The 22092-nt window shown below is 72.3% G+C and carries 3 protein-coding genes; 2 read left to right on the forward strand and 1 reads right to left on the reverse strand.

Features of this window, described 5'->3' with window-relative positions; all coding sequences use genetic code 11:
* Window positions 1-213: 213 nt before the first annotated feature.
* On the forward strand, window positions 214-1812 hold the full coding sequence (locus tag OG361_RS30135) for an aspartate aminotransferase family protein (protein ID WP_405858479.1): 1599 nt from the start codon (window positions 214-216) through the stop codon (window positions 1810-1812).
* Window positions 1813-1935: 123 nt separating this feature from the next.
* Window positions 1936-19263, forward strand: a complete 17328-nt coding sequence (locus tag OG361_RS30140; RefSeq protein ID WP_405858481.1) for an SDR family NAD(P)-dependent oxidoreductase — start codon at window positions 1936-1938, stop codon at window positions 19261-19263.
* A 111-nt stretch (window positions 19264-19374) separates the two neighbouring features.
* Here the strand turns inward: OG361_RS30140 and OG361_RS30145 are convergent, their stop codons facing one another.
* The gene (locus OG361_RS30145) at window positions 19375-21642 is read right to left on the reverse strand and encodes a BTAD domain-containing putative transcriptional regulator (protein WP_405858483.1); all 2268 of its coding nucleotides are present in this window, start codon (window positions 21640-21642) and stop codon (window positions 19375-19377) included.
* Window positions 21643-22092 lie beyond the last annotated feature (450 nt).

Consider the following 22092-nt stretch of genomic DNA (forward strand, 5'->3'; position numbering starts at 1 on the left):
CTTTCCCGGATACCTTCTCGTTCGACTCACAGTCCCGGCATTCTTACTCGAACACGGCCGTGACGCAGTAATTGAGCTCTCCTTCCGCGTTGAATTCCTGCCGATGACCGTGGACTTACTTGCCGATTAGCGGCCGATGGAAGGGCCGTGTGCGAGATCACCGTATGATTCCGGGTCAAGTAGACCTTCGAATGGTGGGGAATCGATCCGAAGATGAACCCGGTGATTGAAGAACTCGAACTCGCGGAGCCCTACATCGGGGGCCTGCTCGCCTCGCTCGGACTGGGTGTCCAGTACCTCAGGGCGGAGGGAAACTCGCTGTTCTACCGCGATTCCGCAGGTAGCGAGGTTTCGGTGCTCGACATGGTCGGCGGTTACGGCTCGACGATCATCGGCCACAACAACCCCGAAATCGTCGCCTACGCGAAGAGCCTGTTCGACCAGCGAATTCCGATTCATGCGCAGCTCTCCGAGCACCCGATCGCGAATGAGGTCGCGCAGAAGGTCAATCGGATAATTCAGCGTGAATTCGAGACGTCGGACGCGTACTCGGCGGTATTCGCCAACAGTGGCGCCGAGGCGTTCGAGATCGCGATCAAGCACGCCGAATTCGACCGGCTCATGAAGGTGGCCGGCCTGGCCGAGGAAATCGGTACGAACGTCGAGAGCGCCCGCTCGGCCGTTTCCGCCGGCGCCGGGATCCTGGTCGACGAGGCCCACGCCCGGCTGAGCGCGGACGCGGGACTGTCCGGCGACGCGGGAGTGGACGAGGTGATCTCCGGGATCACCCGGGTCAACGGTGAGCGCATGGCGGCCGCGCCGGTGTTCCTCGCCCCCGAGGGTTCCTTCCACGGAAAGCTGGTCGGCAGCGTCCAGTTCACGCACAACGCCGACTTCCGGACCCCGTTCACGTCACTCGCCGTGCAGTGCCGGTTCGTGCCGATGAACGACCCCGACGCCCTGGCCAAGATCATCGAGGCGGAGCGGCGGACGCTGTTCGACCTCGTGGTCGAGGGCGGGACGGTCCGCGTCGTCGAGCGCGACCTGCCCACCATCGGTGCGTTCGCCCTGGAGCCGGTCCAGGGTGAGGCGGGGATCAGGCCGTTCGACCGCGAGACGGCGCTCCGCATCCAGCAGGCGTGCGCCGCGGTCGACTGTCCGATCATCGTCGACGAGATCCAGAGCGGCATGGGCCGCACCGGCGCCTTCTTCGCCAGCTCGCACATCGGCCTCCAGGGCGACTACTACACGCTGGCCAAGAGCCTGGGCGGCGGCATCACCAAGACGGCGATGACGCTCGTCCGCAACACGCGCTACCGCAAGGAGTTCGAGCTGGTGCACAGCTCGACCTTCGCCAAGGACGGCTTCTCCACCCTGGTCGCCGGCCGGACGCTTGACCTGCTGGAGGCGGAGGACGGCGAGGTCTACCGACTGGCCGCGGAGCGCGGAAGCCGCCTCCTCGAGATGCTGAATTCGCTCCGGGACGAATTCACGACCGTCATCAAGGACGTGCGCGGCAAGGGCCTGATGATCGGCCTGGAGTTCCACGACCAGTCCGATTCCGCATCGGCGGCCATCGCCGGATACGCCGGCGCCGGTCTGTTCGGCTACGTGCTCTCCGGATACCTGCTGCGCCTGCACGCCATTCGGATGTTCCCCACCGCGAGCGCCGCGAACACGCTGCGGCTCGAACCCTCCGTATACCTCACCGACGCCGAGATCTCCCGGCTGGAGTCGGGGCTGCGCAGCCTGCTGGTCCTGCTCCGGGACGAGGACGGCTCCGGACTCCTGCCGGCGGAACCGGCGGAGTAATCGGGAGCCTGCGCTCCTCAGGAAGCGGGTTCGCGGAGACCCGGTATAGCGAAGTCTTCCACCAGAGCACCGCGCCGAACGGCATCGCGGCTGTCTGAAATCACGAAGGAAAGAGCTATTTAGATGACGACATGGCATGACGGTTACGAGGGCGATCGTGACGAGATGGTCGCGATCGTCGGAGTATCTTGCCGGTTGCCTGGGGCGATCGGAATAGCAGAGTTCTGGAGTCTTCTGACTGACAGCCGGGATGCGGTCACCGAAATTCCGGGTGAACGCAGGGCCCGAATATCGGATTCGGTGCGGTTCGACGGCGGTACGCGGTTCGGCGCGTTCCTGGACGCGGTCGGGGACTTCGACGCCGGGTTCTTCGGCATCTCGCCGCGCGAGGCCGCGGCGATGGACCCGCAGCAGCGACTGGTCCTGGAGCTGACCTGGGCGGCGCTGGAGGACGCCGGGATCGTCCCCGCCGAGCTGGCCGGCTCGGCCGCCTCGGTGTTCGTCGGTTCGCTGCGCGAGGACTACACCAGCCTGGTGCTCAGCGGCGGCGACGACGCGATCACCCCGCACACGAACACCGGTACGCATCGCGGAATCATCGCCAACCGGGTCTCCTACGCCCTGGACCTGCGCGGCCCGAGCGTCGTCGTGGACACCGCGCAGTCCTCCTCGCTGGTCGCGGTCCACATGGCGGCGCAGAGCGTGCGCTCGGGCGAGTCGTCCGTCGCCATCGTCGCCGGCGTGAACCTCAACCTCCTCGCGGAGGGAGCGCTCGGGGCACAGCGCTTCGGCGGCCTCTCGCCGGACGGACGCAGCTACGTCTTCGACGCCAGGGCGAACGGCTACGTCCGGGGCGAGGGCGCCGTGGTCATGGTGCTCAAGCCGCTGACGGCGGCCCTGGCGGACGGCGACGACGTCTACGCGGTGGTGCGCGGCAGCGCCACGAACAACGACGGTGCCACCCCCGCCCTGACCGTGCCCGACGCGCAGGCGCAGGAGCGGGTGATCCGGGCCGCGTTACGGCGGGCCGAGGTCACCCCCGACCAGGTGCAGTACGTGGAACTGCACGGCACCGGAACCCCGGTCGGCGATCCGATCGAGGCGGCCGCGCTGGGCGCGGTCTTCGCGGGCCGGGGCAGCGGCACCGCCGAGGAGAGCGACCCGCTGCCGGTGGGTTCGGTCAAGACCAACGTCGGCCATCTCGAAGGCGCCGCGGGCATCACCGGTCTGCTCAAGACCGTGCTCGGCATCAGGCACCGTCGGCTTCCCGCGAGCCTGAACTTCGACACGCCCAACCCGGCCATCCCCCTCGACGAGCTCGGGCTGCGGGTCAACACGGACCTCTCCGACTGGCCGCACCCGGATCAGCCGCTGATCGCCGGTGTCTCCTCGTTCGGCATGGGCGGTACGAACGCCCACGTGGTCCTGAGCGAGCCGCCGCCGACCGACCGCTCGGCGACCGAAGACCTCGCGACCGGGGACCCGGCGACCAAGGCCACGGCGACCGAGCCGGGCGACCGGCCGGTCCGCGTCCCCGTTCCCGTCTCGGGGCGGACCCCGACCGCGCTGCGGGAGCACGCCGCGCTGCTGCGGGACACGGAACTCGCCCCGTACGACCTCGGCTTCTCCCTCGCGACGACCAGGACGGCGTTCCGTCACCGGGCCGTCGTCCTCGCCGCCGACGCCGACGAGCTGCGCACCGGCCTGGACGCCGTGGCGAACGGGACCCCCGCGCCGAACGTGATCTCCGAGGCGGTTTCCGAGGAGGGCTCCGACGAGTCGGCCGAGGCCCCGGAGGCCCCCGAGGCACTGGAGGCCCTGGAGGCTCTCGCGGCCGAGTACGTGGGCGGCGCCGACGTCGACTGGACGGCGGCGTTCGCGGGGCTCGGGGCCCGGCGGGTCCGGCTGCCCGGCTATCCGTTCCAGCGGGAACGTTTCTGGACGGGCGAACGGCGGGCCCCGGAATCGGCGACCGGTTCCTCGGCGACGGCCGGAACGGACGCGGCCGCCCTGGTCAGGGAGCACGTGGCGGAAGCGCTCGGCACGGGCGACCCGGAGCGGGTCGAGCTGGACACGAACTTCCGGGACCTCGGGTTCTCCTCGCTGATGACGGTGGAGCTGATCGAGAGCCTCTCCGCCGCGACCGGGAAGGCCCTGTCGAGCGGTCTGCTCTTCGACTACCCGACGCCCGAGGCCCTGATCGCCTACTTCACCGAGCACGGGATCGACGCGGAGCACGCGGGCGGGATCCCGCGGACCTTCCGGCCGGCCCGGCGCACCCCCCTCTCCTTCGACGGGGACGAGGACCGGGACACGATCGCGATCGTCGGCATGGCCTGCCGCTTCCCCGGTGGGATCGAATCCCCCGAGGACCTCTGGCGGGTGGTGTCCGAGGAGCGGGACGTCATCGGTTCCTTCCCGGCCGACCGCGGCTGGCAGCCCGGTGACGGCTACTCCCGGGTCGGCGGTTTCCTCGACACCGCCGCCGAGTTCGACGCGGCGTTCTTCGGGATCTCCCCCCGGGAAGCCCTGGCCATGGACCCGCAGCAGCGGCTGCTGCTGCAGACCACCTGGGAAGCGCTGCAGCGGGCCGGCATCGACCCGAAGTCCCTGCGGGGCAGCCGTACGGGTGTGTTCGTCGGCGGCACCGCCTCCGACTACGGCCCGCGGATGCACGAGGCCGGCGACGACGTGAAGGGCTACGTCCTGACCGGCACCACGACCAGCGTGCTGTCCGGCCGCATCGCCTACCAGTTCGGCTTCGTGGGCCCGACCCTCACCGTGGACACGGCCTGCTCGTCCTCGCTGGTCGCCCTGCACCTGGCGGTGCGCGCGCTGCGCGACGGGGACGCGTCGGCGGCGGTCGCCGGTGGCGTGACCGTGATGGCCACGCCGGGCATGTTCGAGGAGTTCTCGAGGCAGCACGGGCTGGCCGAGAACGGCCGGTGCAAGCCGTTCTCGTCCGACGCCGACGGCACCGGCTGGGCCGAGGGCGTCGGCATGCTGGCCCTGGAGCGCCTGTCGGACGCCCGGCGGAACGGTCACCCCGTACTCGCCGTGATCCGGGGCAGCGCCATCAACTCCGACGGCGCCTCCAACGGCCTGACCGCCCCCAGCGGCCTCTCCCAGCAGCGTCTGATCAACACCGCGCTGGCCGACGCCGACCTGACCACCGCGGACGTGGACCTGCTGGAGGCCCACGGCACCGGTACCTCGCTCGGCGACCCGATCGAGGCGGAGGCGATCCTCGCCACGTACGGGCAGGACCGGGAGGAGCCGCTCCACCTCGGCTCGCTGAAGTCCAACATCGGCCACTCCCAGGCCGCCGCCGGCGTCGCCGGCGTGATCAAGGTCGTGCAGGCCATGCGGCACGAGGTGCTGCCGCGCAGCCTGCACGTCGACGCCCCGACCCCCCGCGTGGACTGGGAGTCCGGCCAGGTCGAGGTGCTGACCCGGGCCAAGGAGTGGAAGCGGGGGCAGCGGCCGCGCCGCGCCGGCGTGTCCGCGTTCGGCATCAGCGGCACGAACGCCCACGTCATCCTCGAACAGGGCGAGAAGACCCCGACGGCCCTGGTCTTCACCGGCCAGGGCGCGCAGCGGCCCGGGATGGGACGGGAGCTCTACGCCGAGTACCCGGTGTTCGCGCGGGTCCTCGACGAGGTCTGCGCCGCGTTCGACCCCTACCTGGACCGCCCGCTGAAGGAGCTGATGTTCAGCTCCGAATCCGGCGCGGACTCGGATCTCAACCAGACCCGCTACACCCAGCCCGCGCTGTTCGCCTTCGAGGTGGCCCTCGCCGAACTCGCCGCCGAGCAGGGGCTCGTCGCCGAGCTCCTCGCCGGGCACTCCATCGGCGAGCTGGCCGCCGCCTACGTCGCCGGGGTGTACTCCCTGCCCGACGCGGCGAAGCTGGTCGCCTCCCGGGGCCGGCTGATGCAGCAGGCCCGGTCCGGCGGCGCGATGATCGCCGTGGAGGCCACCGAGGCCGAGATCGTCGAAACCCTGGTCGACGGCGTGGTGGTGGCCGCGGTGAACGGCCCCACGGCCGTGGTGATCGCCGGTGACGCCGACGCCGCCGCGACCGTCGCCGCCGGCTGGCGGGACCGCGGGCGCCGCGTCACCCAGCTGACCGTCAGCCACGCCTTCCACTCCCCGCACATGGACGAGGTGCTCGACGAGTTCCGGGAGGTCGCCGAGTCCATCGAGTACCGGCCGCCGCGGATTCCGGTCGTCTCCACGGTCACCGGGCGGCTCCTGCCCGCCGACGTGTCCGGGTACGCCGAGCACTGGGTCGGCCAGATCCGCGGCACCGTCCGCTTCCACGACGCCGTGTCGGCGCTGCGCGAGGCCGGCGCCGCCGTGTTCGTCGAGGCCGGCCCCTCGGCCGCGCTGACCCCGCTCATCAGGTCCGCCGGAATCACCCGGGCCATCCCGCTCGGCCGGCCCACCGGCTCCGAGGTGGACGTCCTCCTCTCGGGTCTGGCCAGGCTGCGCGGCGAGGAGCCCACCCACGCCTTCCGCCGGGACCGGTACTGGCTGCCGCCGCGCTCGGCGCGCGCCTCCTCGGGCCATCCGCTGCTCGACTCCGTGGTGGAGCTGGTCGACCGGGACGAAGTGGTCTTCGCCGGCACCCTCTCGCTGGCCGAGTACCCGTGGCTCTCGGGACACGTCATCAACGGCACGCCCCTGCTGCCCGGGACGGCGTTCCTGGAGCTGGCCCTGTTCGCGGGGGAGCGGGTCGGTCTGCCCGAGGTGGCCGACCTGACCCTGGAGAGCCCGCTCGAACTCCCCGGCCCCGCACAGTCCGCCGGTCGGTCCGGCGGCGGTTCGGTCCAGGTGCAGGTCACCGTGCAGGACCGCCAGGTGACGATCCACTCGCGGCGGGACGGGGAGCAGGAGTGGACCCGGCACGCGTCCGGCCTGCTCACCGAAGCCGACTCCGGAGCGGCGCCCGACCCGGCCGACCGGCTGGAGTGGCCGCCCGCCGGCGACCCGGTGCCGGTCGACGACGCCTATGACCTCCTCGCGGAGCGGGGATACGAGTACACCGGCCTCTTCCGCGGACTGCGGGAGGTCTACCGCGACGGCGACACCGTGTACGCCGAGGTCCGCTTCCCGGACGGACACGTCCGTTCGGAGGCCGGCTTCCTGCTGGACCCGGCGCTGGTCGACGCGGTGCTGCACCCGATCGTGCTGGGCCTGGTCGACGGCGGGGAAGGGACACGACTCCCGTTCGCCTGGAGCGGTGTACGGCCGCACACCGATGTCACCGGCGGCACCGAGTTCCGCGCCCGGATCACCCCGACGGGCGGCGGCGACACGTACGAGCTGCTGCTCGCCGACGCGACGGGCGCCCCGGTCGCCACCGTCGACGGGCTCGCCCTCCGGGCACCCGCCCGGAACGACGCCGTCCCCCTGTACGAACTGACCTGGCAGCGCCAGGGATCCGCCGCCGAGGGACGTACCGCCGACGCCGAAGGCGCCCACGACCTCGATCCCACCGTCGTCGAGGTGACCCCCGCCGACGATCCGACGAGCGTGACGGCCCGGTACCTCGGGGACATCCGGAACTGGGTGGCCGCCGAGCACGAGCCCCACGAGCGGCTCGTCCTCGTCACCCGCGGCGCGGTCGCCGTCACACCGGACGAGCCGGTCACCGACCTGGCCGCGGCCGCGGTGTGGGGCCTCGTACGGACGGCCCAGAGCGAGTACCCCGACCACGTCGTCGTGGTGGACCTCGCCGGCACCCCCGACGCCGCCGCCACGGCGGACGCGACGGAGGACATCCTCGCGGCCGTACGGACCGGGGAGCCCCAGATCGCCGTGCGGGACGGTGAGTTCCTCGTACCGCGCCTGGCCAAGGTCGCCCAGGTCACCGAGACCGCCGAGACCGCTGTGGGCACCACCGCCACCGCCAGCGGCACTGGCAATGCCTCCACCTCCGGCACCGAGACCGGCCTCGGATGGAACCCCGACGGCACGGTCCTGATCACCGGCGGCACGGGCGGGCTGGGCGCCCTCATCGCCCGGCACCTCCACCACCGCCACGGCCTCCGGAACCTGCTGCTGGTCAGCCGCCGCGGCCCGGACGCCCCCGGCGCCGCCGAGCTGGTCGCGGAGCTGGACGGCGCGCGCGTCGCAGCCGTCGACGTGACCGACCGGGCGGCCCTGGCCGGCCTGATCGACACGGTGCCCACCGACGCGCCCCTGACCGCGGTGATCCACACCGCCGGTGTCCTCGACGACGCGACGATCACGGCGCTCACCGAGGAGCGCATCGCCACGGTCATGTCGGTCAAGGCGGACGCCGCACGGCACCTGCACGAACTCACCGCCGACCTGGACCTCGACGCCTTCGTCCTGTTCTCCTCGATCTCCGGTCTCCTCGGCACCGCCGGCCAGGCCAACTACGCCGCCGCCAACAGCTACCTGGACGCGCTCGCCGCCCACCGCCGCACCGGCGGACGGGCCGCGACGACGCTGGCCTGGGGCCTGTGGCAGGAAGGCATGGGCCAGTCCCTCGACGAGGCCGGCATCAACCGCTGGACCCGCTCCGGGATCGCGCCGCTCACCGCCGAGCAGGGACTCGCCCTGTTCGACCGGGCGATGACCGGGGACGCGGCACTGCCGGTCCCCGCCGTCCTCCAGCCGGCCCAGCTGTCCGGCGTCGAACTCGTCCCCACCGTGCTGCGCGGCCTCGTCAGGCGCCGCGCCAAGCCGGCCGGGACCAGGCCGGCCGGACGCACGGGCCAGGCGCTGACCGCGAAGGACGCCCAGGGCCTCGTCCGGACGGCCGCGGCCGCGGTGCTCGGACTGCCGAACCCGAACGCGCTCGACCTGAGCAAGGCCTTCCGGGAGCAGGGCTTCGACTCGCTGGCCGGCGTCGACCTGCGCAACCGGCTGATCGCCTCCACCGGGCGACAGCTCCCGGCGACCCTGGTCTTCGACCACCCCACCCCCCAGGCACTGGCCGCGTTCCTCGCCGAGGACGCCGACACCGCCTCGGGCGAGCAGCGCTCCGGCGGTGCGAGCCGGTCCCGGCGGAACAGGGCCCGGACCGACGAGCCGATCGCGATCGTCGGCATGGCCTGCCGCTTCCCCGGCGGGGTGCGCTCCGCCGACGACCTGTGGCGGCTCGTGCTGGACGGCCGGGACGTCATCTCCGAGTTCCCGACCAACCGCGGCTGGGACCTGGGCAGCCTGTACCACCCCGACCCGGACCACTCCGGCACCAGCTACACCCGACAGGGCGGGTTCCTGCACGAGGCGGACCTGTTCGACGCGCCGTTCTTCGACATGTCCCCGCGGGAGGCCCTGGCCACCGACCCCCAGCAGCGGCTGCTGCTGGAGACGGCGTGGGAGACCTTCGAGGACGCAGGGATCGACCCGGCCGTCCTGCGGGGCAGCCGGACCGGTGTCTTCACCGGCGTGATGTACGACGACTACGCCTCCCGGCTCGCGGTCACCCCGCGGGAGGTGGAGGGCTTCCTCCTGACCGGCAACACCTCCAGCGTGATCTCCGGGCGACTGGCCTACACGTACGGGCTCGAGGGCCCGGCGATCACCGTGGACACCGCCTGCTCGTCCTCGCTGGTCGCCCTGCACCTGGCCGCGAAGGCGCTGCGCTCGGGAGAGGTGGACCTCGCCCTGGCGGGCGGCGTCACCGTGATGTCCGGACCGAGCACGTTCGTGGAGTTCTCGCGCCAGAAGGGCCTGTCCACGGACGGCCGGTGCAAGTCGTTCTCGGCCGACGCCGACGGCACGGGCTGGTCGGAGGGGGTCGGACTGCTGCTGGTGGAACGGCTGGAGGACGCCCGCCGCAACGGTCACCAGGTGCTGGCGGTGCTGCGCGGTTCCGCGGTCAACTCCGACGGCGCCTCCAACGGCCTGACCGCGCCGAACGGCCCCTCCCAGGAACGGGTCATCCGCTCCGCCCTCGCCGACGCGGGCCTGTCGGCCGCGGACGTCGACCTGATCGAGGCGCACGGCACCGGTACCCGGCTCGGTGACCCGATCGAGGCCCAGGCCCTGCTCGCCACGTACGGCCAGGACCGCGACGAGCCCGTTCGGCTTGGCTCGCTGAAGTCGAACCTCGGGCACGCCCAGGCCGCCGCAGGCGTCGGTGGCGTGATCAAGGTGATCCAGGCGATGCGGCACGGCATCCAGCCGCGCACCCTGCACCTCGGTGAGCCCTCGCCGCACGTCGACTGGTCCGCGGGCCACATCGAGCTGCTCGCCGACCGGGAGGAGTGGCCGGACCACGGCCGGCCGCGCCGCGCCGCGGTCTCCGCGTTCGGCATCAGCGGCACCAACGCCCATGTGATCCTGGAGCAGCCCGAGAACCTCACGCGTCCCACCAGGACCGCGGGCGGGCTCGCCCTTCCCGGCGGCACGTCCGCCACGACTGACCCCGACGCCGCCCACGCCGCCACGGCCGGTGCCGGCGGCACGGCCGGCACCGCCCACCCCACGGTGCCGCTGCTGCTGTCGGCCCGGGACGAGCAGGCGCTCCGTACGAGGGCCGCGCAGCTGCGCGCGTACCTGACCGAACACCCCGACACCGACCTCGTCGACCTCGCGGGGACCCTCGCCACCCGGCGCGCCCTGCTGGACCGGCGGGCGGTCGTCATCGGCTCCGACGGGGAGTCCCTGCTGCGCGGCCTCGACGCCGTCGCGACGGGCACCTCCGGTGGACCCGGAGTGGTGCGCGGGACCGGCACGGGCCGGGGCGCGACGGCGTTCCTGTTCACCGGACAGGGCGCCCAGCGGGCCGGCATGGGACACGAGCTGTACGAGCGCTCGCCCGTCTACCGCGCCGCCCTCGACGAGGTGTGCGCGCACTTCGACGCCGTACTTGAACGGCCGCTGCGCGCGGTCCTGTTCGCCGAGCCCGAGAGCGCGGACGCGGCCCTGCTCGACCAGACCGCGTACACCCAGGCGGCGTTGTTCGCCGTGGAGGTGTCGCTCCACCGGTTCGCCGAGCACTACGGCATCACCCCGGACTACCTGCTCGGACACTCCGTAGGCGAGGTGGCCGCGGCACACGTGGCCGGAGTCTTCGACCTGCCCGACGCCTGCCGTCTGGTGGCCGCCCGGGGCGCCGCGATGCAGTCCGCCCGGGACGACGGCGCGATGGCCGCCCTGGAGGCGACCGAGGCGGAGGTCCTCGACACGCTGGTGGCCGGGGCGGGGATCGCCGCCGTCAACGGCCCCCGGTCCGTCGTGGTCTCCGGCGACGACGGCGCCGTCACCGCGATGATCGGACACTGGTCGAACGAGGGCCGCCGCACCCGCCGGCTCTCGGTCAGCCACGCCTTCCACTCGCACCACATGGACGAGGTCCTGGCCGGCTTCCGGGCCGAGCTGGACACCGTCACCTTCCGCGAGCCCCGCATTCCGATCGTCTCGGACGTGACCGGGGAGATCGCCACCACCGAGCAGCTGACCTCGCCGGACTACTGGGTCACCCACGTCCGGGAGGCCGTCAGGTTCCTCGACGGCGTACGGACCCTGCGGCGGAACGGTGTCACCGAGTTCGTCGAGATCGGCCCGGACGGCGTGCTCGCCGTGCTCGCCTCCCAGGCGGTCGCGGACGAGGCCACCGACGAGCCGAGCGGTGTCTCCGTACCGCTGCTGCGTTCCGGACGGGCCGACGCGGAGACCGTGTTCGCGGCCTTCGGCGCCCTGGGCGTCCGGGGCGTACCGGTGGACTGGGCGACGGTGTTCCCGGAGACCGAGCGCGTACCGCTGCCGGGATACCCGTTCCAGCACCGCCGCTACTGGCTGGAGACCCCGGTCTCCGGGCACCCGCTGCTGGACACCGCGGTGGAACTCGTCGACGGCGAGACCGTGCTGACCGGCGAGATCACCCCCACCGGCTGGCTGGGCGAGCACCGGATCCGCGGCGAGATCGTCCTGCCCGGCACGGCGCTGCTCGACATGACGCTGTACGCCGGGGCCTGGGTGCACAGCCCGGCGGTGGCCGAACTGACGGTCACCACCCCGCTGATCCTCTCCGAGGACGGCCCCACGACGATCCAGATCCGGGTCGGCGCCCCCGACCCGAGCGGCGGCCGTTCGGTACTGATCCACTCGCGGCCGGCGACCTCCGGCTCCGACGAGGGGGCCGAGGGGACCGAGGGGGCCGAGTGGACGCAGCACGCGCACGCGCTGCTCGTCCCCGAACTGCAGGCGCCCCCGGCGGAACTCCCGCCGACCGGGCCCGAGATCGACCTGACCGGGGCCTACCAGCGGCTGAGCGAGCAGGGTTACCACTACGGCCCCGCGTTCCAGGGCCTCCAGGCGGTGCGCCGCGACGGCGAGGACCGCTTCGTCGAGGTGGAGCTCGGGCAGCGGTACCGCGGCGAGGCGAACCGGTTCGGGGTGCACCCGGCCCTGCTCGACGCCGTCCTGCACGTCCTGCTCCCCGGCGTCGCCGACCCCGACGCCCAGCTGGTCCTGCCGTTCTCCTGGACCGGGGTCACCCGCCACGCGACCGGCGCGACCGCGGTACGGGCGAGGGTCACCGTGCGGGGGAACACCGCCCGCCTGGAGGTCCACGACCGCGACGGCCACGCGGTCCTGACCGTCGACGAACTGGCGCTGCTGCCCATCGGGGGGAGCCACACGCCCCCGGGGCTGCACACCGTCGTCTGGCGGGACGCCCCCGCGTCCGACGCCTCCGCCGAACCCGCGGTACTCCACCGCGTACCGGCCGGCCCCACCGCCGCGACGGACGCGGCGCGCGAGATCCCGGCGGCGGCCAGGGCCGCGGTCCACTCCGTCCTCGCCGAACTCCGCGAGGCCCTCACGGAGGAGGACGAGCGCAGGCACGCCTTCGTGATCACCCCGGAGCCGGCGAGCGCCACGATCCGCGGCCTGATCCGGACCGCCCAGTCGGAGAACCCGGGCAGGTTCACGCTGATCGAGGCCGACGGATCGGCCACCGACGCGCAGCTCGACACCGCTCTCCGCACGACGGAGGCGGAGCTGGCGATCCGGGACGGCAGGATCCTGGCACCCCGGCTCACCCGGCCGACCGGTACTCCGGCGGGCGAGGAGAGCACCGGAGTGGAGTGGGGCGCGGGCCCGGTACTGATCACCGGAGCCACCGGCACCCTCGGCACGATCCTGGCCAGGCACCTCGTCGTGAAGCACGGCGTCCGCCAGCTGGTGCTGCTGAGCCGCCGGGGCGAGGCCGCGCCCGGCGCGGCCGGACTCCGGGACGAGCTGGTCGGCCTCGGCGCCGCAGTGAGCCTGGTCGCCGCCGACGTGACCGACCGGCAGGCACTGGAGCGCGTCTTCGCCGAGCACGAGCCGGCCGCCGTGGTGCACACCGCGGGAGTGGTCGCCGACGCGACCCTGGCCGGACTCACCGTCGAGCAGATCGACACCGTGCTGCGCCCGAAGGTGGACGCGGCCTGGAACCTGCACGAACTGGCCGGTGACAGGCCGCTGGTCCTGTACTCCTCGATCACCGGGCTCCTCGGCACGGCGGGCCAGGCGAACTACGCCGCGGCCAACTCGTTCCTGGACGCCCTCGCCGAGCACCGCCGTGGCCTCGGCCGGCCCGCGGTCTCCCTCGCCTGGGGCCTGTGGGCGGAGAGCAGCGGCATGTCCGAGCAGCTGACCGAGGCGGACCTCCAGCGACTGGCCCGCTCGGGCCTGCGCCCGCTGGAGACCGCGGAGGGCCTCGACCTCTTCGACGCCGCCCTCGACACGATCGGTGGGACCGGTTCCGCGGTCCTCGCCCTGACCCGGTTCGACCGGACCGCCCTGCGCGCCCGGACCGACCTCCCCGGGATCCTCCGCGATCTGGCCGGACCGGCCGCGACCGCGAAGAGGACGTCCACGCCGAACGGCGACACCCGCCGGCCGGGAGGGGACGCCCCGTCGTCCGCCCCGGCGGTCGACCCGGCCGACGTCGAGGAGCTCGTACGCCACCACGTCGCCGCCGTGCTGGGCTACGCCGACCCGGGCGAGATCCGGGAGGACCGCTCCTTCAGCGAGCTCGGCTTCGACTCGCTGACCGCCGTCGAGCTCCGCAACCAGCTGAGCACCGCCGTCGGCCTGCGGCTCCCCTCGACCGTCGTCTTCGACCACCCCAACCCCGCCTCCCTCACCGAACACCTGCGGAGCCTCGTCTCGGTCACGGAGCCCGCGGTCGCCGCGGACCCGGCGCGCGCCGGGAACCGGTCGGCCACGGCCGGGGACGGTGACGACGACCCGATCGCGATCGTCGGCATGGCCTGCCGCTACCCGGGCGGCATCGCCTCACCGCTGGACCTGTGGAACCTGGTCGCCGACGGCCGGGACGCCACCTCGGAGTTCCCGGTGAACCGGGGCTGGCCGGCCGACCTGTACCACCCCGACCCGGACCACCTCGGCACCTCCACCACCCACCGCGGCGGATTCCTGCACGACGCCGACCGGTTCGACGCCGAGTTCTTCGGGATGTCCCCGCGGGAGGCGCTCGCCGTCGACCCGCAGCAGCGGCAGCTCCTGGAAACCACCTGGGAGGCCGTGGAGAACGCGGGCCTGGACCCGCAGGGCCTGCGCGGCAGCAGGACCGGCGTGTTCGTGGGCGTCATGTACAGCGACTACGGCTCCCGGCCGGACCTGTCGCCCGAGGGCGTCCAGGGGTACCTGTACAGCGGCAGCGCCGGCAGCATCGCCTCCGGCCGGCTCGCCTACACCTTCGGCTTCGAGGGACCGACCCTCACCGTGGACACCGCCTGCTCGTCCTCGCTGGTCGCGGTGCACCTGGCCGCGAGCGCGCTGCGGCGCGGGGAGTGCGACCTCGCGGTGGCGGGCGGTGCGACGGTGATGTCCTCGCCGACCGCGTTCGTGGAGTTCTCCCGCCTGCGGGGGCTCGCCGAGGACGGCCGGTGCAAGTCGTTCTCCGACGACGCCGACGGTACGGGCTGGGCCGAGGGCGCCGGCATGCTCCTCCTGGAGCGGCTGTCCGTCGCCCGGCGCAACGGGCACCGCGTGCTCGCCGTCGTCCGTGGCTCGGCGGTGAACTCCGACGGCGCCTCCAACGGCCTGACCGCGCCGAACGGCCCCGCCCAGGAGCGGGTGATCCGCGCCGCGCTCGACTCGGCCGAGCTGGCACCGGCCGACGTCGACCTGGTGGAGGCGCACGGCACCGGGACGAAGCTCGGTGACCCGATCGAGGCCCGGGCCGTGTTCGCCACCTACGGACGCGACCGGGACAACCCGGTTCTGCTGGGATCCCTGAAGTCGAACATCGGGCACACCCAGGCGGCCGCCGGCGTGGGCGGGATCATCAAGGTCGTCCAGGCCATGCGGCACGGGATCGCCCCCGCGACCCTGCACGTCGGTACGCCGTCCCAGCACGTCGACTGGTCCGCGGGCGAGGTCGAACTGCTGACCACGTCCCGCCCGTGGCCCAAGGGCGAGCAGCCCCGCAGGGCCGGCGTGTCCTCCTTCGGGTTCGGCGGCACCAACGCCCACGTGATCATCGAGGAGGGCGAGCTGTCCGCGGTCGAGGAGAGCGAGCCGTCCCCGGTCGACGTGAAGCCCGAATCGGCCCCGGTCGACTCCGCGCGGCCCCCGATTCCGTGGGTGCTGTCCGCCCGTTCCCCGCAGGCCCTCGTCGAGCAGGCCGAGCGGATCGCCCGGCTCTCCACGCCGGACGAGGCCCTCACCCTGGCGACCCGTTCCGCGATGCCGTACCGGATCGCGGCGACCAGCCCGGAGGCCCTCGGCCGGGCCGTCCCGGTGCGGGCACCGGGAGGCCGCCTGGCCTTCGCGTTCACCGGCCAGGGCGCGCAGCGCCTCGGAATGGGGCGCGAACTCGCCGCCGCGTACCCGGTGTTCGCCGAGGCGTTCGACGAGGTCTGCTCCCACTTCGAGGCCCCGCTGAGCTCCCGGATCCGGGAGGCGATCGCCACCGGCGAGCACCTGGACGAGACCGGCACGGCGCAGCCCGCGCTGTTCGCCGTCGAGGTAGCGCTGTTCCGGCTGATGGAGTCCTGGGGGATCAGGCCCGACCTGGTCCTCGGCCACTCGATCGGTGAGCTGGCCGCCGCGCACGTCGCCGGAGTGCTGTCACTGCCCGACGCGGCCCGGCTGGTCGCCGCCCGCGGCGGCCTGATGCAGGCACTGCCCCGTGGCGGCGCGATGGTCGCCGTCGAGGCGAGCATCACCGAGCTGGACGCACAGGACCTGCCCGACGACGTGACGATCGCCGCGGTCAACGGTCCCACCGCGATCGTGCTGTCCGGCGCCGAGGCAGCGGTGCTCTCCTTCGTGGAGAAGGAGTTCACCAGCCGGAGCCGGCGCACCAAGCGGCTCACGGTCAGCCACGCCTTCCACTCGCCCCTGATGGAGCCGATGCTGGACGACTTCCGGGCGGTCGCCCGGGAACTCACCTACAACGCTCCCGCCATCCCCGCGATCTCCACGGTCACCGGGCAGAGCGCCGAGGAGTGGACCGACCCGGAGTACTGGGTCAACCAGGTCCGGGCGACCGTCCGCTTCCACGACGCCGTACGGACCGCGCGCGCCGAGGGCGTACGCACGGTCCTGGAGGTGGGCCCCGACGCGGTGCTCACGGGCATGATCGCGGCCGCCTTCCCCGCCGAACCGTCCGACGACACGGCGGACGACGTCGTCGCGGTGCCCCTGACGCGGGCAGGCAAGTCCGAACCGGACACCGTCGTCACGGCCCTCGGTGCGCTCTTCACCCGGGGCGCCCGGATCGACTGGCCCGCGGTGCTGCCCGGCGCCCGGCAGGTCGACGTGCCCACGTACGCCTTCCAGCGCAAGCGGTACTGGCTCGCCCAGACCGGACAGGCCGACGTGACCGGCGCCGGACTGCGGTCCGCCGAGCACCCGCTGCTGGGCGCGGCGGTCGACCTCGCCTCGGACGGCGGGGCCGACACGGGCACCACGGTGCTGACCGGCAGGCTCTCCCTCTCCACCCACCCGTGGCTGGCCGAGCACCGGGTGCGGGGCGCCGCGATCGTGCCCGGCACCGCGCTGATCGAGATGGCCGCGTCGGTGGGGGCGGTGGCGCAGCTCACCGTCACCGAGCCGGTCGTCGTACCGGACGCCGGCGCGGTCACCCTCCAGATGGTGTCCGACGGCACCGACATCACCGTCTACTCCCGGCGCGAGGACGCCGAATCCGGTGACGGGCCGTGGACCAGGCACGCGAGCGGAACCCTGGAGACCGAGGAGGAGCGGCCCGCTCCGGAGGCCGAGCCGTGGCCCGACGGGCTGACGGAGATCGACCTCACCGGGGCGTACGACCGGGTCGCCGAGTACGGCTACGGGTACGGTGCCGCCTTCCGCGGGCTGAGCCGTCTCCAGCGGCACGGCGAGGAGCTGTTCGCCGAGATCGAGGCGCCCCTCGAACTGGCCGCGCTGGCCGAGCCGGCCGAGTCGGCCGGCGGGTTCGTCGTGCACCCGGCGCTGCTGGACGCGGTCCTGCACCCGCTGCTGCCCGACGTGTCCGCCGCCGGACCCGCCACTCTGCCCTTCGCCTGGACCGGAGTGCGCTTCCACGCGGGCGCTCCGGCCACGGCCGGGACGGTGCTGCGGGCCCGGATCACCCCCACGGGCTCGCAGGCGGTGCACCTGTTGGTGACCGACGACGACGGCCGGGTCCTCGTCGAGGTGGACGAGCTGGTACTGCGCCCTCTCACCGGTTCCCCGACCGGCGCCCCGGCCGGCGAGAACCTCGTCTACACGCCGGTCTGGCGCGGTCTTGACCTGGCCGAGGCCGCCGTCGACGGGCGGTCGGACGGCTCCGAGGACGAGGTGGTGCGGGTCGATTCCGGTACGGGTGATCTCCCGCAGCGGGCCCGGCACGCCGTACACCACACCCTCGGGGTGCTGCGCGACTGGCTGGCCGAGCGCACGAGCGGACGCCTCGCCGTCGTGGTCGGTGACGACCTCGCCCACGCCGGTGTACGCGGTCTGGTGCTCAGCGCCGCGACCGAGAACCCCGGCCGGTTCGTCCTGGTGGACGGGGCGGAGCTGTACGACGCCGCCGACGTCCAGGAGACCGTCACGGGCCTCCTGGCCGGGACCGACAGCGATGACGAGCCGCAGGTCCGGGTCCGCGGGGGCGAGGTCCTCGTCCCGAGGCTGGCCCGGCACGAGCGAGCGGCCGACCCGCGGCCCGAAGCCCCGGAGGAGTCGGGGAGCACCGCGATCCCGTGGAGCGAGGGCACGGTGATGATCACCGGTGCGAGCGGTGCGCTGGGCACGGTGCTCGCCGAGCACCTGGCGCGGCGCCACGGCGCCACGTCGCTGCTGCTGGTCAGCCGGAGCGGCGCCACTCCGGAGATCGAGTTCTCCGGGGAGGACGTCGAGGTCATCGCGGCGGCGTGCGACGTCACCGACCGCGAGGCGCTGGCCGCACTCGTGGGACGCCACCGGCCGGTGGCCTTCGTCCACGCCGCCGGTGTACTGGCCGACGGCACGGTGGACGGGCTCACCGCGGAGCAGATCGACACCGTGCTCCGGCCCAAGATCGACGCCGCCTGGAACCTGCACGAGGTGGCGGGGGAGAAGCCCCTGGTGCTCTACTCGTCGATCGCCGGCCTGCTCGGCACCGCGGGGCAGGCGAACTACGCGGCGGGGAACACCTTCCTGGACAGCCTCGCCGAGTACCGTCACTCGCTCGGTCTGCCCACGGCGTCCCTGGCATGGGGTCTGTGGGAGACCGGGATGGGGGACAGCCTGTCCGAGGCGGACCGCAGGCGGATCTCCAGGCTCGGACTGCGCCCGATCGCCGTGGCGGAGGCCCTGGCCGCCTTCGACATCGCCGTCGGGGCGATCGCCGGCCCGGCGACCGACGGCGGCCGGAGCCCGGTGTTCGCCGTGACCGGGATCGACCGGGCCGCCCTCGGCGCGGCCCCGAACCCGCCCGCGGTCCTGCGGGACCTGGTGCCCCGTCCCCGGCGGGCGGCGGTACGTCAGGCCGACCGGCCCCGGGCGGCCGAGCCCCGGTCCGGCATCCAGTGGCAGAAGCCGGGTGCGGTACTGGACCTGGTCCGTCGTGAGGTCGCGGCCGCGCTGGGACACGACGACGTGTCCGCGATCGCGACCGGGGTGCCCTTCACGAAGCTGGGCTTCGACTCGCTGACGGCGGTGGAACTGCGCAACAGGCTGGTGGCGGCCACCGGTGAACGCCTGCCCACCACGCTGGTGTTCGACCACCCGACGGCGGCCACCCTCGCCGAGTACCTGCGGAACCTCGTCGCGGCGCAGCAGGCCGCACCGCTCATCGACCAGTTGGAGGCGCTGATCCGTGAGGGCAGCCTCGACTCGGGGGTAGTGGCACGGCTGCGGAACCTGCTCGGCGGTGCTCCGGCCGCCGGAGCCGCCACCGACGGCGTCGACGCGGAGTTCGAGAAGGTGCTGGAGGACGCCGCCGACGAAGAGCTGTTCGCCCTGGTCGACGAGCTCGACTGAGCGTCGCGAGGGGCGGACCGGGTCACGTCGTCTGATCCACGACGTGACCGGTTCCCGGTCGAGGCGGAGTGCGCTGCATGCACTCCGTCCCGACCGGGGACCACGCCGCTGTCAGCTCACCGAACGCTCGTCGGGGAAGGAGTTCGTCCCGACGACGAGCGGCAGGGCCCGGAGGAGCCGGGCCCGCTTCGCGGACACGGAGTCGGGGGAGCCGAAGATGCGGTGGAAGATGCGCCATGTCGACTCGGGGATGCAGTCCCCGATGATGTCGATCAGGTTCTCGAAGAGCCGGGCGACGGCATCGACCGACAGGGGCTCCAGCAGGATTCGCGCACTGTTCCCCTGGGCCCAGCCCCACTGGGGGAACCTGCGGTGGAAGTTCTTGTGGGCGCAGGCCACGACCAGCAGCATGCCGGGCTGGCTGAAGGATCCGAGCTTCTCCAGAAAGGCGAGCGTGGACTCGTCGGCGAGATGGAGGTCGTCCACCGCGATGATGACGGGGTGCTTCGCGGCGAACGCGTGCACCACCTCCGCCGGCTCACGGCCCTGGAGCCCCGATTCCGGATCGCTCCGTCCCGTGGCCTCGAACTGGTCCATGGATTCGAGCTCGTGGTACAGCGACCGCAGTTCGGTGACGACCGCGTGCGGATCGATGCTCACCGACCTGCTCACCCGGTACCTCAGGATCAGGGGTGACGTCTGGTCCTTCTCCTTGAAGAGCTTGCAGAACTCGACCAGGAGCCTGCTCTTCCCCGTCCCGTGGTCGCCGAGGATGGTGACCAGATGAGGTGTGCCGCGCCGCTCCGCCCGCTCGAACGTGCTCTGGAGCATCTCGATCTCGTGCTCCCGGTCGATGAACGGCTTGGTGTCGACCGGATAGTCCGCCATGCGCGCCTCGGCGACCCAGTACGGCAGATGCCCCACAGCCATCGCCGGGTAGGAGACGAGGTCGGAGGTCAGGAGCCTGGTGCGATCGGACACCCAGATCATGCCGACCGGTACCTGCGGGAATATCTCCCAGCACTGGTCCAGGAGCGTGCCGTTGGCCGACACCTGGCTCTTCTCCGGCGGAGCGTCGGAGAACGCGTGCATGTCGCCGGTGGTCACCATGGCCCTGATGGTGAGCCCGTGGGTGTTCTCCTCCGACATGTCGAGACTGTCGCGCAGCAGCAGGGCGAGCTGCGTGGCGCGCGAGGCGTTCTCCTTCGGATCGTCGAGGTCGAAGAGGGCGATCGTGGCGGAACCCACGGACGCGAGAACCTCTCCGCCACAGCATTCGACCCCGATCCGGACCAGGGTGTGGACCCCGTCGAGCATCTCGTCGACATCGGTGGGGTGCGCCGAACTCACGCCGGCACCCACATGTGCGCGCACGATCATGACGCTTGCCTCGCGCCGGTGGGACAGGGTCTGGGCCGGCGGCACGGCGTCCGGCCGGCTCGCCGGTTCCCGAACGTCCCGGACCGCCGGAACTTCCGATGTCTCCTGCGCTTCTGTCAGGTCCGGCGCGGGCTCGGGCTCGTCGGGCGGGTACGGAGCGAGTCGTGCGCCCACATCGGCCGGGTTCTTCACCCGCTCGGCATCGCCCGCCGTCACGCTGTCCCGGGAGAAATCACCGAGCGCCGGATCGTGCGACAGAATGCGCTGCTGCAGGTTCCGCAACCACGGTCCCGGTTCCAGCCCGAAATTGTCGACGAGCTCGACTCGCGTCCTGTTGTAGACGTTCAATGCCTCGGTCTGGCGACCGGAGCGGTAAAGGGCCGTCATGAGCAGGCCGCGAGTCCGCTCCCGTGAGGGTTCGGCTTCCGCGAGCTTCTCGATCCCGCCGAGCACCTCCCGGTGGTGACCGCATTCCAATTCGGCTTCGAAGTAGAGTTCTTGGGCATCGATACGTGAGTTCTCGATAACATTCGACTCGGGCCAGACGATCCCCGCCTCCGCGAGGTCGGCGAGCACCTGCCCGCGCCACAGATCGAGAGCGCCCCGCAGGATCGAGGCGGCGTCCGCGGGGAGCCCCTCGGTCATCTTCTTGCGACCGAGCTCCAGTCGGCGATGGAAGACATGGAGATCGACCATGTCCTCGTCGACGCTCAACATGTATCCGGGCGACTGTGTGGTCAGGGTCGGGAGCGAGTCACGTGCTCGCAGCGAGGTCAGCACCGACCTGAGCGACCAGACGGAGTTCTGCAGTATTTTGCGCGCCGTGACCGGTGGATCGTTGTCCGGCCAGAGCGAGTCCACTAATTTGCTCGTCGCCACCACTTGGTTCGACTCGAGAAGGAGACGGCCCAGCAGTGCCCGCTGTTTCACGCCGCCAAGAATTGCCCGTTCGTCGTTGTGGACGAGTTCCAGTGGACCGAGCACACGAAACTGAATCATGACTTCCTCCCCGTATTTTCACTGTCACGAATCGGCCCTTCCGCTGATGCTGCGCGTCGGTCGCGGATGTTGGGCACATCCGGCGCAGCCGTTGCGAAGGTACTAAAAGACCTAGTAGATTGGGTCGTGGTCGAGTACTGCCCCATGCTGCCTTGAGCGCACGCCTGACCCAGTGATGATCACGGGTTTCTGCGTCCCCTGCGCGCAAGGGTCTGCGGGGTGTCAGGGCGGGTGGCGGCCTCAAAGGGCCGCGAATGATTCCGACATGGCGACGAGAAATAGCCGTCGGGTGTGGTGTCCAACCTCTGGATATGAAAGATCGCCTGACCCCCCGCTTGGCGCTTGGTCGACACTCTCCACGAGGAATTCTATCACGCAGGGCTCAATCGCCGGTGTGACGAGGCGCTCAGATCGCCCCCTCGGAGACGGCGTCCCCATCGTGTGCGATCG

The organism is Streptomyces sp. NBC_00090, assembly GCF_045160815.1.
In the GTDB taxonomy this organism is placed as follows: Bacteria; Actinomycetota; Actinomycetes; order Streptomycetales; family Streptomycetaceae; genus Streptomyces.